Source organism: Polaromonas sp. C04 (genome assembly GCF_002002705.1).
In the GTDB taxonomy this organism is placed as follows: Bacteria; Pseudomonadota; Gammaproteobacteria; order Burkholderiales; family Burkholderiaceae_C; genus Rhodoferax_A.
Genome location: NZ_MUNS01000041.1, coordinates 251,135 through 263,983, shown reverse-complemented (window position 1 = coordinate 263,983; position 12,849 = coordinate 251,135). Strand labels below are relative to the sequence as shown.

The 12,849-nt window shown below is 66.8% G+C and carries 11 protein-coding genes; 5 read left to right on the top strand and 6 right to left on the bottom strand.

The window, feature by feature from the left end:
• Positions 1 to 19 precede the first annotated feature (19 nt).
• On the bottom strand, positions 20 to 1,552 hold the full coding sequence (locus B0E49_RS17645) for a wax ester/triacylglycerol synthase family O-acyltransferase (RefSeq protein ID WP_077563794.1): 1,533 nt from the start codon (positions 1,550 to 1,552) through the stop codon (positions 20 to 22).
• A 103-nt stretch (positions 1,553 to 1,655) separates the two neighbouring features.
• Between B0E49_RS17645 and B0E49_RS17640 the strand changes: the two genes are divergently transcribed.
• Positions 1,656 to 1,910 carry an acyl-CoA-binding protein gene (locus B0E49_RS17640; protein WP_077563792.1) on the top strand — a complete coding sequence of 85 codons (255 nt, stop codon included), beginning with the start codon at positions 1,656 to 1,658 and terminating at the stop codon, positions 1,908 to 1,910.
• 81 nt (positions 1,911 to 1,991) lie between these two features.
• On the opposite strand, the gene B0E49_RS17635 is transcribed toward B0E49_RS17640, so the two are convergent.
• Genes B0E49_RS17635 through B0E49_RS17625 form a run of 3 tightly spaced genes read right to left on the bottom strand, consistent with a single transcriptional unit; the run spans position 1,992 to position 4,754 of the window.
• Positions 1,992 to 3,347: a CaiB/BaiF CoA transferase family protein gene (locus B0E49_RS17635; protein WP_077563790.1), complete on the bottom strand. Its 1,356-nt coding sequence runs from the start codon at positions 3,345 to 3,347 to the stop codon at positions 1,992 to 1,994.
• Positions 3,344 to 3,667, bottom strand: coding sequence for a polyhydroxyalkanoic acid system family protein (locus tag B0E49_RS17630; RefSeq protein ID WP_077563788.1), 324 nt, complete (start codon positions 3,665 to 3,667; stop codon positions 3,344 to 3,346). Before B0E49_RS17630 ends, B0E49_RS17635 begins: the two co-directional genes overlap by 4 nt.
• Positions 3,660 to 4,754 carry an aminopeptidase gene (locus B0E49_RS17625; RefSeq protein WP_077563787.1) on the bottom strand — a complete coding sequence of 365 codons (1,095 nt, stop codon included), beginning with the start codon at positions 4,752 to 4,754 and terminating at the stop codon, positions 3,660 to 3,662. Before B0E49_RS17625 ends, B0E49_RS17630 begins: the two co-directional genes overlap by 8 nt.
• Before the next feature lie 173 nt (positions 4,755 to 4,927).
• On the opposite strand from B0E49_RS17625, the gene B0E49_RS17620 reads away from it, so the two are divergent.
• Entirely contained in the window at positions 4,928 to 6,064 is a 1,137-nt protein-coding gene (locus B0E49_RS17620) for an ABC transporter substrate-binding protein (protein ID WP_077563785.1), read from the top strand.
• Between the two features lie 25 nt (positions 6,065 to 6,089).
• On the opposite strand, the gene argE is transcribed toward B0E49_RS17620, so the two are convergent.
• Positions 6,090 to 7,247: an acetylornithine deacetylase gene (argE, locus tag B0E49_RS17615; RefSeq protein ID WP_077563783.1), complete on the bottom strand. Its 1,158-nt coding sequence runs from the start codon at positions 7,245 to 7,247 to the stop codon at positions 6,090 to 6,092.
• A 78-nt stretch (positions 7,248 to 7,325) separates the two neighbouring features.
• On the opposite strand from argE, the gene B0E49_RS17610 reads away from it, so the two are divergent.
• Together B0E49_RS17610 and B0E49_RS17605 are read left to right on the top strand one after the other, a co-directional pair.
• A complete protein-coding gene (locus B0E49_RS17610; RefSeq protein WP_077563781.1) occupies positions 7,326 to 8,534 on the top strand; it encodes a M20 aminoacylase family protein in 1,209 nt (402 codons plus the stop codon).
• On the top strand, positions 8,531 to 9,628 hold the full coding sequence (locus B0E49_RS17605) for a M14 family metallopeptidase (RefSeq protein ID WP_077563779.1): 1,098 nt from the start codon (positions 8,531 to 8,533) through the stop codon (positions 9,626 to 9,628). Before B0E49_RS17610 ends, B0E49_RS17605 begins: the two co-directional genes overlap by 4 nt.
• Positions 9,629 to 10,428: 800 nt before the next feature.
• Here B0E49_RS17605 and B0E49_RS17600 read toward each other — a convergent pair.
• A complete protein-coding gene (locus B0E49_RS17600; protein WP_077563777.1) occupies positions 10,429 to 11,250 on the bottom strand; it encodes a type III pantothenate kinase in 822 nt (273 codons plus the stop codon).
• Positions 11,251 to 11,359: 109 nt separating this feature from the next.
• Here B0E49_RS17600 and B0E49_RS17595 point away from each other — a divergent pair, with 109 nt between their 5' ends.
• A complete protein-coding gene (locus B0E49_RS17595; RefSeq protein ID WP_077563775.1) occupies positions 11,360 to 12,799 on the top strand; it encodes an amidase in 1,440 nt (479 codons plus the stop codon).
• Positions 12,800 to 12,849: the final 50 nt, after the last annotated feature.

Sequence of the window (12,849 nt, the reverse complement as noted above, 5' to 3'; positions counted from 1 at the left end):
AGCCGGGAATGACAAGAATTCACTCCTCCCAAGGCAGCATCAGCGTCACCATCGAGAGCTTGGCGAATTCGGGCTCGAACTCGTCGATGATGGCCTGCGGGTCGGGGCACAGGGTGGCGTCGGTGATGACGCCGAACTGCACACCGCCGCCGTAGCTCAGAATCGACACGCCGAGCCCGACCGAGCCCGACTGCGGCACCCAGAACATGTTCTGCTCGATGGTGGCGCCGCAGAACTTGAGCTTGTCTTTCGGGCCCGGCACATTGGTCATGACGGCCGTGGTCTTCTTGCCGAACAGGTTGAGCAGGGCGTCCTGGGCCGGTTTGACCAGCAGCCCTGCGACCGCCAGCATGCCGAACGCCAGCAGCGGCTGGTAGCTGCCCTTCATCTGGCCCATGCGCCGGCGCACTTCGTAGATGCGCTCGACGGGATTGTCCAAACCGATCGGCAGCACCAGCGGCGCCAGCCCGAAGCGGTTGCCCAGCTTGTAGGCCTGCTCGATCGGACGCAGGTTGACCGGCACCATGGCGCGGATCTCCTGGCCCGCGACGTCGTCGCCCTTGGCCCTGAGGTATTCGCCGATGGCGCCGGCCACGCAGCTCAGCAGCACATCGTTGATGGAACAGTTGAGGGCCTTGCCGACGGCCTTGACCTCCTCCAGCGGAATCGGCGCGCACCAGGCCACGCGTTTGGTGGTGCCGGGCTGGCCCTTGAGCCGGGTCCTGGAATCGTCGGGCATGAGCGCCAGCGCCGCCAGGTCGCTGGCCACCTGGCAGGCCATCCTGGCCGCGTCCAGCGTGTCGCTCAGGCCTTTTTGCGGCTCGCGCAGCAGCTCCATGGATCGGACCGCACCGTCGCCGGCGCGGCCCAGCGCCTGCACGGCCAGGCTGGTGAACGGCTTGATCAGGTGGTCGGTGAGCCAGTCCTCGGCGCCTTCCAGTCCGCTGCGTGGGGTGGCTTTGGCCTTGTGCCCGGGCGGCGCCGCGCCGCCGTCGACCAGCGACTGGGTCACCGAGATCAGCGCAATGCCGTCGGCAATGCAATGGTGGATGCGCACCACCAGCGCCGAGCCGCCCTGGTAATGTGGCACCAGATGAAACTGCCATAGCGGATGTTTGTGGTCCAGTGGCTGCATGGCCAGCTCTGCGACCCGATCCTGCAGCGCCTCCTGCTCATGCCCCCTGGGCTTTTTGGGCAGTTGTTCGAGCACCACGTGATGGGCCATGTCGAAGTCGCGGTCCACGACCCAGGTGGCGCCGGCCGCGTCTTCGACGACGCGCTGGGTGAAACGGGGGTACTTCAAGAGCCGCTCCTCGATGCGCGCACACAGTGCGTCATGCGTGATGCCGGGGCGCAGCACCCAGATGCCCACGATCATCATCAGGTTGCTGGGCGAGTCCATGCGCAGCCAGGCGGTGTCGACCTTGCTCATGCGCTCGCCCGACAGGCCCAGCATGCCGCTGGCGGCCCGGCCCACGTTTTTCTGCACGACGCGGGCGGTCTTGCGCGTGGCTTTTTTCGCCGCCTCAGTATTGACGATGCGGGTGACCATGGGATCTCCACCGTTCTTTGGGTTATGGTTGCCCGTAAGATACCGCGCAGTAACCCCCAGCGGTAGATGTTTTACCCCACCCCACGACCCGAAGGAGCATGCCATGGCCGACCTGAAAGCCGCATTCGAAGCCGCTGTTGCCAATTCCAGGAAATTGACCGAGCGCCCCGACAACGCCACGCTGCTCAAGCTCTACGCGCTGTACAAGCAGGCCAGCGTGGGCGACAACAGCGAGAAGAAGCCCGGCTTCGGCGACATGGTGGGCCGCGCCAAATGGGATGCGTGGAACGGCCTCAAGGGCACGGCCCCCAACGACGCCATGCAGCAGTACATCGACCTGATCGGGTCGCTCAGCTGAATTTCAATGAAAACGGGCTGTAGCCCTTAATGCATCCGCACGAGCCGCTATTGAATCAATAGCGGCTCGTGTTTTTGTGAGCTACGCCGAGCCGGCCACGATGCCCTGGTCCTTGAGCGCCTGGATCTGCGCGGTTGACAAGCCCATGCTGCGCAGCACCGCGTCTGTGTCCTGCCCCAGCGCGGGCGCGTTGCGGCGGTGCGCACCCGGCGTGCGCGAGAGCTTGGGCACGATGCCGGGCAGCGCCAGCAGGCTGCCATCGTCCATGCGCACCTCCTCCAGCATGCCGCGCGCGCGGTAATGCGGATCGGCCGCAATGTCGGCCACGGTGTAGATGCGCCCGGCCGGCACCTGGGCCTGGTCGAGCGCGGCCAGCACCTCGGCCACCGAATGCTGCGCCGTCCAGGCGCCGATGGCGGCATCGATCTCCTGCACTCGCGCCACGCGGCCCACGTTGTCGGCCAGCGCCGGATCGGCACCGAGGTCGGCGCGCCCGATGGCCGTCATCAGGCGCCTGAAGATGCTGTCGCCGTTGCCCGCGATCAGGACGTAGGCCCCGACGCTCCCCGCTTCGCGTGGTTCGCTGCCCCCCGAGGGGACTGGCCTTGCTTGGGGCGGCCCGGCGCTGGCGGCCGACGCGGCTTCATCCTTGCAACGGTAGGCATTGCTCGGCGCAATGCCCGGCAACGCGCTGCCGCCGGGCCCGCGCACGGCGCCGAACGCGCTGTACTCGGGCAGCAGGCTTTCCATGCAGTTGAACACCGCCTCGTACAGCGCCACGTCGATCACCTGCCCCTGGCCCGAGACGTGGCGCTCGTGCAGCGCGAGCAGGACGCCGATCACGCCATGCAGCGCGGCCAGCGTGTCGCCGATGCTGACCCCGACGCGCACCGGCACGCGGCCCGGCTCGGCGCTCAGGTGGCGCAGGCCGCCCATGGCCTCGGCCACCACGCCAAAGCCGGGCTTGTCGCGGTAGGGACCGCTCTGGCCGTAGCCGCTGATGCGCAGCATGACCAGGCGCGGATTCAGCGCGAGCAGCGCGTCGGGCCCCAGGCCCCAGCCTTCCATGGCACCGGGGCGGAAGTTCTCGACCAGCACGTCGGCATCCTGGACCAGCTGGCGCACAAGGGCCTGCGCCCGCGGGTCTTTGAGGTCCAGCGCGAGCGAGCGCTTGTTGCGCGACTGCACCTGCCACCAGACCGAGGTGCCGTCCTTGAGCAGCCGCCAGCGGCGCAGCGGATCGCCCCCGCCAGCCTGCGGACGCTTCGGGTCGGCGGGCGGCTCGATCTTGATGACGTCGGCGCCAAAGTCGGCCAGGGTTTTGGCGGCGAACGGGCCCGCGATCAGCTGGCCCAGCTCGATCACCTTCAAGCCGGCCAGCGGCCCAGCTGAGGCAGCAGGCGCTGCCGCGCTCGAGGAACCGCCGGTGGTCGTCATTTCTTCCTGGCCGTTTTTTTGGCGGCCGGCTTGACGACCAGCAGCGCATCGAGGTTCTTCACGATCTCGCGCTCGATCGTGTCCTTGAAGGTGCCCAGCAGGAAACCCAGTCGGGCCTCGAGTTCGAAGCGGTCCCGGCTGACCTTGAGCGTGCCGTTGACCCCGCTGCGGGTAAAGCACACTTCATCGCTGGTCTTGCCTTCCTCGTAGGTGCACGCCATGCCGAATTCCTGTTCAACCTGCTCGGCCCATCTGAACGCGATCTTGCGCGCGGCGGGCAGCCCGAGGACATGCTCTCGTTGAATATGAATGTCAGCCACCGTTGCTCTCCCCATGAAGCGGCCCGTTGGGTTCCAGGGCCTTGATTCGTTCGTCTTTTGGCAGCGCCGCGAGCCGTTTGACCGCATCATAAAACCGCGGCCAGTTGCCGCCCTCGCGTTTGAACAGCGCCTCGAAGGCGGGCACCAGCTCGTCGTAGGCGGCCAGGGCACCGAACGAGGCGTTGTTGGCGCCGGCCACCCACGCGTCGTAGCCCGCGTAGCCGCCCCACGACGCCTTGAGCTTTGCATAGCTATCCCGGAATTCCTGCAGCGCTCTATTTTTCATAGCTAACAGTGCAGATCTGTCAAGGGCTGTGGCCTCATTTTCCTTATAAATGGCGGCGAGCTGGCGGCGCGTGGCCTGCGTCAGCGCACGAAACTGCCGGCGCCGCGCATCGAAGCGGGCGTACTCGTCGCGCGCCGCGGGCGAGGCTTTTTCCGCCAGCCAGCGCGCGCTGCCCAGCCGCTCGACCGCCGTCGCATACGACTCGTTGAAGACGGTGTCCCCCGGGACGTACAGCACCTGGTGCGCCAGTTCGTGAAAGATGATGCGGGCCAGCTCGCCTTCGGGGTAGTTGATGAAGGTGCTCAGCAGCGGATCGCCGCCGGCCCAGTTCATCCAGCCCAGCGTGGAATACGCGGGCACGCCGTACACGCTGACCTCCAGCCCCTGCGCCTTGAGCCGCGCCGCCTCGCGCCGCGCCGCGGCCTCGTTGAAGTAGCCGCGGTAGCCGACACAGCCCGCGACCGGGAAGCACCAGGTCTTGAGCGTGAGCGAGAACTCGGGCGCGGCCACCACGTTCCAGACCGCCGCGCTGCGGTGCAGGTCGGCATAGCGGTGGTAGCTGGCGTTGTCGGGCTCGTCCAGCTCGGTCACGGCAAAGCGGCGGATGCGCTGGCTGAGTTCCAGCCGCTCCTTGAGCTTTTCCGGCGTGTGGCTGTCGGCCAGCCAGTCGTTCACCGGGCGCGCCGCCTCCATCAGGCTGACATGGCCGCTGACCGACTGCCAGTAGTAGCCCAGGTCGGCGCAACCCGAGAGGCTCAGCGTGGCCGCCACGATGGCCACAAGCCCCGCAATCCCTGCCATGACGATCCCTCGCCTCACGCCGCCATGCCACGCGTGCAGGGCGCGCGGCCCCGCTGTCGCGAAGGCATGGCGACGAAAGTTTTAGGGTAAATGCCGGTGGCACCATTCATGAGACAAGCCTCCAATATGCGGGGGCGCCATTCAACCCCACAAGCAGCGCCCTCCATTTCATCATGACCCATCCAAAACTCAATCGCCGGCACTTTTCGGTGCTGTCCGGCGCGGCCTTGCTGGCCAACTTCAATAGCGCACGCGCGCAGGGCGACAAGATCATCCTGGGCCAGTCGGCCGCCTTCACCGGGCCGGCGGCCCAGTTGGGCATCCAGTTCTACCAGGGCGCCAAGCTGCATTTCGACCAGCTCAACGCGCAGGGCGGTGTGGCCAACCGCCAGATCGAGATCCGCACGCTCGACGATGGCTACGAGCCCGACCGCTGCGTGGCGAATACGCGCAAGCTGATCGACGACGACGTGCTGGCCCTGTTCGGCTACGTCGGCACGCCCACCAGCCTGGCCGCGCTGCCGCTGTTCACCAAGGCCAGGATGCCGTTCTTTGCGCCGTTCAGCGGCTCGATGGGCCTGCGCCAGCCGTTCAACCGCTACGCATTTCACGTGCGCGCTTCGTACAACGACGAGACCGCGCTGATCGTCAAGCAGCTCACCTACCTCGGGCTCAAGAAGATCGGGGTGTTCTACCAGAACGATGCCTACGGCCAGGCCGGGCTGAGCGGCGTGACGCTGGCGCTGGCCAGCCAGCAGCTGCAGCCGGTAGCGCGCGCCACGGTGGAGCGCAACTCGGTCGACGTGGCCGCCGCCGTGAAAACCCTGGTGGCCGCAGCGCCCAATGCCATCGTGCAGATCGGTGCCTACAAGGGCTGCGCGGCCTTTATCCGGGCCGCGCGCAAGGCGGGCTACGGCGGTACCTTCTACAACGTGTCGTTCGTCGGCACCCAGGCGCTGGCCGATGAGCTCGGCAAGGACGGCGCCGGCGTGGTCGTGTCCCAGGTGGTGCCGTCGCCGTACACCGCATCGCGCCCGATCTCGCGGGAATTTGCGGAGGCGATCAGAAAGGGCGGCGGCAAGGTGCAGGCCAACTTCTCCAGCATGGAAGGCTATCTGGCCGCGCGCGTGTTCAGCGATGGCCTGCGCAATGCGCGCGGCCCGAGCCGTGAGGCGCTGATCGCCGGCCTGGAGTCGCTGGGCGGGCGCTCCTATGGGGGCTTCGATGTGATGTTCGACGCCAGCGACCATGCGGCGTCCCATTTTGTCGAGCTCTCCATGCTGACCGGCGACGGCCACGTGCGGACCTGAACCGCCTGCGCCCGATGCCGCGCCGTCAGGCCAGCGCGGGCGAGGCGGCCAACCCCTGCATGAAGGCCTCGCAGCGCGCCAGCTGCTCCAGGCTCACGTATTCGTCGCTCTGATGCGCCTGGACAATGCTGCCCGGGCCGCACACCACGGTGGGAATGCCCGAGTTCTTGAAAATGCCCGCTTCCGTGCCGAACGCCACCAGCGTGGTGCGCGGCTCGCCCGACAGGCGCAGCGCGAGCCGCGTCACGGGGTCCTGCGCCGAGCCCAGGAAGCTCGGGACTTCGCAAATCGTCTCGAAGCTGAAGCCCGCCTCGGGAGCTATGCTTTTCATAGCAGACTGCAGAGACAGGGCATGGGCTAGCACCTCTTTTTGCATGACAGTCGCATCGGCGGTGGGCAGGTCGCGGAATTCGTAGCGGAACTCGGCGTCGCGCGGCACCACGTTGTCGGCGATGCCGCCGTGGAACTGGCCCACGCTGGCGGTACTGAACGGCACATCGAAGCCCTCGTAGCGCGGCTCGTGGCGCTCGAAGCCCTCGGCCATGTTGCGCAGCTTGCCGACCAGGCGCGCCGCCATCTCGATCGCGTTCACCGACTGCGGCGTCAGCGACGAATGCGCCTCCTTGCCGCGCACGCAGCATTTGTAGCGGTACACGCCCTTGTGCGCGATGGCCGGCACCATGCCGGTGGGCTCGCCGATGATGCAGGCCAGCGGCTTGACGCCGGCGTCCTTCATGTCGGCGATCAGTTCGCGCACGCCGAAGCAGCCCACTTCCTCGTCGTAACTGAACGCAAAGTGAATCGCAAACGGCGCCGCACTCTCCAGGAACGCCTGGGCATGGGCCAGCGCGATGGCGATGAAACTTTTCATGTCGGCGCTGCCGCGCCCGTACAGCCGCCCGTCTTTGACGACGGCGCCCAGCGGATCGAGCGTCCAGTCCTGCCCGTCCCACGGCACGGTGTCGGTATGGCCGGACAGGATCACGCCAGCCGGCTTGCCCTCGCCCAGGGTCGCGAACAAATTGGCCTTGGTTTTGTCGGCGTTGTAGGTCAGGCGGCTTTTCACGCCCAGCTGCAGCAGCTGATCGCGGATGAAATGAATCAGCTCCAGATTCGAGTTGCGGCTGACGGTGTTCATGCGCACCAGCGTTTGCGCAAGTGCCAGGGCGTGGGTTGAAATCATCGCCCCATTGTGCGGGATTTTCCGCGGTGGCGCGGGACGCAGGCCTGGCCTAAACTAGCCGCAGCACAAGGAGCTCTCATGAAAATCATCGATTCCATCGTTACGCAGGCGGCCGGCATTGCCGCCATCCGCCGCGACATCCACGCGCACCCCGAACTCTGCTTCAAGGAGGTCCGCACCGCCGACGTGGTGGCGCAGAAACTGACCGGGTGGGGCATTCCGATGCACCGCGGCATGGGCACCACGGGGATTGTCGGCATCATCAAGAACGGCACCAGCCATCGATCTGTGGGCCTGCGCGCCGACATGGATGCGCTGCCGATGCAGGAGTTCAACACCTTCGCCCACGCCAGCCAGAACGCCGGCAAGATGCACGCCTGCGGCCACGACGGCCACACCGCCATGCTGCTGGCGGCGACCCAGCATTTTGCGAAAAACCGCAACTTCGATGGCACGGTCTACGTGATCTTCCAGCCGGCCGAGGAAGGCGGCGGCGGCGCGCGCGAGATGATCAAGGACGGCCTGTTCGAGAAATTCCCGATGGAGGCGGTGTTCGGCATGCACAACTGGCCGGGCACCGACGTCGGCAAGTTCGCCGTGAGCGCCGGGCCGGTGATGGCGTCGAGCAACGAGTTCAAGATTACCATCCACGGCAAGGGCAGCCACGCCGGACTGCCGTACATGGGCATCGACCCGGTGCCGATCGCCTGCCAGATGGTGCTGGGCTTGCAGAGCATCATCAGCCGCAACAAGAAGCCGGTCGAGGCCGGCGTGCTGTCGGTCACCATGATTCACGCCGGCGAGGCCACCAACGTGGTGCCCGACAGCTGCGAGCTGCAGGGCACGGTGCGCACCTTCTCCCATGAGGTGCTGGACCTGATCGAGACGCGCATGAAGCAGGTGGCCGAGCACACCTGCGCCGCGCACGAGGCAACGTGCACCTTCGAGTTCGTGCGCAACTACCCGCCCACCATCAACTCCGCCGCCGAGGCCGCATTTGCGCGCAAGGTGATGCAGGACATCGTCGGCGCCGACAACGTGATCGGGCAGGAACCGACCATGGGCGCGGAAGATTTCGCCTACATGCTGCAGGCCAAGCCGGGCGCCTACTGCTTCATCGCCAACGGCGATGGCACGCACCGCGAGATGGGCCACGGCGCCGGTCCGTGCATGCTGCACAACCCGAGCTACGACTTCAACGACGACCTGATCCCGCTGGGCGCCACCTACTGGGTGCGGCTCGCCGAAGAATGGCTGGGGACCCCGCGCACGGGAGCCGGCGCATGATCGGCCTGGTGCAGGCGTTCTCGCCCAGTTATGCCGCCGCCCGCGTCAAGTTCCTGGAGGCCGCCGCCACGGCCGGGCTGCCCAACGAGTCGCACAGGCACCCGCTGCCCGGGCGCGATGGCGAGGTGCTGGCGATGGACGTGGCGCTCGATGGCCCGGCGGATGCCGACAAGCTGCTGATCGTCACCAGCGCCTGCCACGGCGTGGAAGGCTACTGCGGCAGCGGCGTGCAGGTGTTCACGCTGCACGACGCCGAGTGGCGCGCCAAGGCCAAGGCCCGGGGCGTGGCGGTGCTTTACGTGCACGCGCTCAACCCCTACGGCTTTTCGCACGTGCGCCGCGCCACCCACGAGAACGTGGACCTGAACCGCAACTTCCACGACTTCAGCAAACCGCTGCCCGCGAACCCCGGCTACCGCGAACTGGCGCCGCTGCTGCTGCCCGAGCAGTGGCCGCCGTCCCCCGAGAACGCGGCCGCCATCGGCCAGTTCATCGCCACACGCGGGATGGACGCGTTCCAGGCCGCCATCTCGGGCGGCCAGCATGAATTCCCCAACGGCCTGTTCTTCGGCGGCACCGCGCCGACCTGGAGCAACCAGACCTTTCGCCGCGTGCTGCAAACGCATGGCCAAAAGGCCCGGCGCATCGCCTGGATCGACATCCACACCGGCCTGGGCCCGAACGGCGTGGGCGAGCGCATCTTTGCCTGCAAGGACGATGCAGCGGCGCTCGCGCGCGCGCGCGCCTGGTGGGGCAGCGACGGTGCCTCCCACGTGACGTCCATCTACGACGGCTCGTCCACTTCGGCGTTCCTGACCGGCCTGATGTGGGCCGCCCTCTACGAGGAATGCCCGCAGGCCGAATACACCGGCATCGCCATGGAGTACGGCACGGTGCCCATGCTCGACGTGATGCACGCCATGCGCGCCGAGCACTGGCTCAACGTCCACCGCGATGCGCCGCCCGAGTTGGCCCGGCAGATCAAGCAGCAGATGATGGACGCGTTCTACACCGACACCGATGCGTGGAAAGGGCAGATCATCAGCCAGGCGAGGCAGGCGATGTTCCGGGCAGTGGATGGGTTGAGTTCTTGATGGTTTTTGTCTTTAGCCCTTACGGGGTCTACGCCATCAGCTATTGAATCAGTAGCAAATCCTCTTGTCATTCCCGGCTTGACCGGGAATCCACAATAGTGAAGCGATAGCCTTTGCAAGGGCCGCTGGCCGGGTGGCGCCCCGGCAGGCGCCTTACTTTTCTTTGCTTCGCCAAAGCAAAGTAAGCAAAAGAAAGGCGAGCCGGATTCGTCGGCCCGCGAAGCGGGCACGCTGCGTTGCTCGCGCTGGGCGGGGTGCGCAGAAACTCGCTGCGCTCAAACATCTGCGCCCCTGATCCGCCCGACTCTGCGCTACTCGCCTCCTCATGACGGCGGGAGGACGGCCAGAGAACCGAATATCCAAGCCCACAAGGACGCGGCATGGCGCGTCCTTGTGGGGTTTTGAATTCGGCTTTGAATTTGGTATCGCATTTGCATCGGTACTGGTATTCGGCTCCCCGCCATTCAGGCACGGCTGAGCAGCGCAGGGGCAAGCGGATCAAGAAGCGCGCGCTGTCTGAGCCCGCAGGGCGAGTTTGCGCGCTTCCCGCCGGCCCCGAGCAGCGCAAGGCACCCCGAAGGGGCCGTGCCTGTGGCTGCCCTTTCTTTTGGTGACTTTTCTTTGGGCACTCAAAGAAAAGTTACTGCGCCGTCGGGCGCACATCCCGACTCCCTCCCGCCGGGGCGAGCCGCTCTGCGCCCATGGCGGCCGCCAACGACCAACCACCGTGGATTCCCGGTCAAGCCGGGAATGGCAAGCACGGGGCCGGGAATGACGACAGCCGAACCGGGAATGACAAATCAGGACCCGGGAATAACCGCAGCGTCAGGGTTTGTCAGGGACGCCGGGAACCGTCTCACCGCAATTTCCAGCAAACCGTCAAAAATCAGGTTATCCACCAGCTCGACCGGCCCCTGCATGCTCGGTGCCATCTTCCAGCCCGCACCGCCCGTCATCACACACATCGGCTCGGCGCCGCAATGCCGGCGTACGTGCTGCATCATGCGTTCGACCGCACCGGCGATCGCGTAGGTGCCGCCGCTGGTCAGGGCGTCGCTGGTGTTGGTGGGAAATTCGCACACCTCGCCGGTCGGCACATGCAGCCCGGCAGTGCCGGATTCGAGCGCGCGCAGCATGATGCCGTGGCCGGGCAGGATCAGCCCGCCCAGAAACTTGCCGCCGGCGTCGATGGCCTCCACGGTCACGGCCGTGCCGACCATGGCGACCACCATCGGCCGCGGTGCGCTGGCGTGCAATGCGGCCTGCGCCAGCATGCGATGGCGTGCGCCGATCATGGCGACCCAGCGGTCGGCGCCGAGCCGCGCGGGATGGTCGTAGCCGTTGATCAGGCCCGCCTCCGAACTGCTGGAGACGACCCATTGCGGCGCCACGTCCCAGAGCTCCATCTGCTCCTGCACGCTGCGCTTGATGGCGTCCCCGGCCACGATGCAGCCGAGCATGGCCTGCGGCGCGGGCAGGTCGCGCCAGGCGCCCTCCGCCAGTTTTTCGATGTTTTCCAGAAACTCCGCCCCGTGGGCGAGCAGCGTGGCGCCGGGACGCGGAGCGTCGTACTGTGCCCACTTGAGCCGCGTGTTGCCTACGTCGATGGCGAGAAACGTCATGCTGTCCCCAGTGTTTTGCGCATTATCACCAAACCGGTGACGCCCATTGCGCAAGGGGTTTGCGGCTAAAGTGCGGCTTCGTTCATTTTGATTTATTTGGAAGCCCGCCATGAACATCACCGAGCTCACGGCCGACGCGCTCTCCAGGGCCATCCACGCGCGCCAGGTGTCGTGCCGCGAGGTGATGCAGGCCTACCTGGCGCGCATCGACGCCGTGAATCCGGCCTTCAACGCCATCGTCAGCCTGCAGGATGGCGATGGGCTGTTGCGCCAGGCCGACGCGCGCGACTTGCAACTCGCACGCGGCGAATCCATGGGCTGGATGCATGGCATGCCGCAGGCCATCAAGGATCTGGCCAACACGGCCGGCATCCCGACCACGCTGGGCTCGCCGCTGATGCGCCACTTCGTGCCGAAGGAAGACGGCCTGCTGGCGCGGCGCATGAAGGCGGCCGGCTGCATCGTGATCGGCAAGACCAACACGCCCGAGTTCGGCCTGGGCTCACACACCTTCAACGAGGTCTTCGGCGTGACGCGCAATGCCTACGACCCGCGTTTCTCGGCCGGTGGCAGCAGTGGCGGCGCGGCGGTGGCGCTGGCACAGCGCCTGCTGCCGGTGGCGGACGGCTCCGACTTCATGGGCAGCCTGCGCAACCCCGCGGCCTGGGCCAACGTATTCGGCCTGCGCCCCTCGCAGGGGCGCGTGCCGATGGCGCCGACGCAGGACGTCTGGGTGTCGCAGCTCGGCACCGAAGGACCCATGGGACGCACCGTGCGTGACGTGGCGCCGCTGCTGTCGGTGCAGGCCGGTTACGATGCCGTCGCTCCTCTTTCAATAGCGCAGAATGGCCACCAGTTCAGGGCTGCGCTTGATTTTGACCCTCAAGGCTTGAGAATTGGCTGGCTCGCCGACCTGGGCGGCTACCTGCCCATGGAGGATGGCATTCTGCCCCTGTGCGAACAGGCGCTGGATCGCCTGAAAGGCGTGGGCTGCGAGATTGAGCCCGCGGCGCTGGGCATGCCGCCAGATGCCGTGTGGCAGGCCTGGCTGGTGTGGCGGCGCGCGCTGGTGGCCTCGCGCATCGCGCCGTTCCTGCTGAATGCGAAAAACCGCGCGCACATCAAGCCCGAGGCGCTGTGGGAATACGACCAGGCGCAGGGCCTGAGCGGCTCGCAACTGCTCGGCGCCAGCGTGCAGCGCACGGTTTTTTACCAGCAGATGCTGGGTTTGTTCGAACACTATGACTACCTGGCGCTGCCGACGGCCCAGGTCTGGCCGTTCGAGGCGAGCCAGCGCTGGCCGCAAAACATCGCCAGCGGCGGGGCCAGCGGCGCCATGGACACCTACCACCGCTGGATGGAGGTGGTGATCTACGCGACCTTCGCGGGCCTTCCCTGCATCAGCGTGCCGGCCGGTTTCAACGCCGCGGGTCTGCCGATGGGGCTGCAAATTATCGGCAGACCGCAGGCCGACTTTGCCGTGCTGCAACTGGCCGGCGCCTACGAGCAGGTGGCGCAGGACGTGCTGCGGCGAGTACCCAGCGGCTGAGGAGCCGCGAGCGCGGGCCAGTGGCCCTTGCTGACCTGAGGCAGCCATGC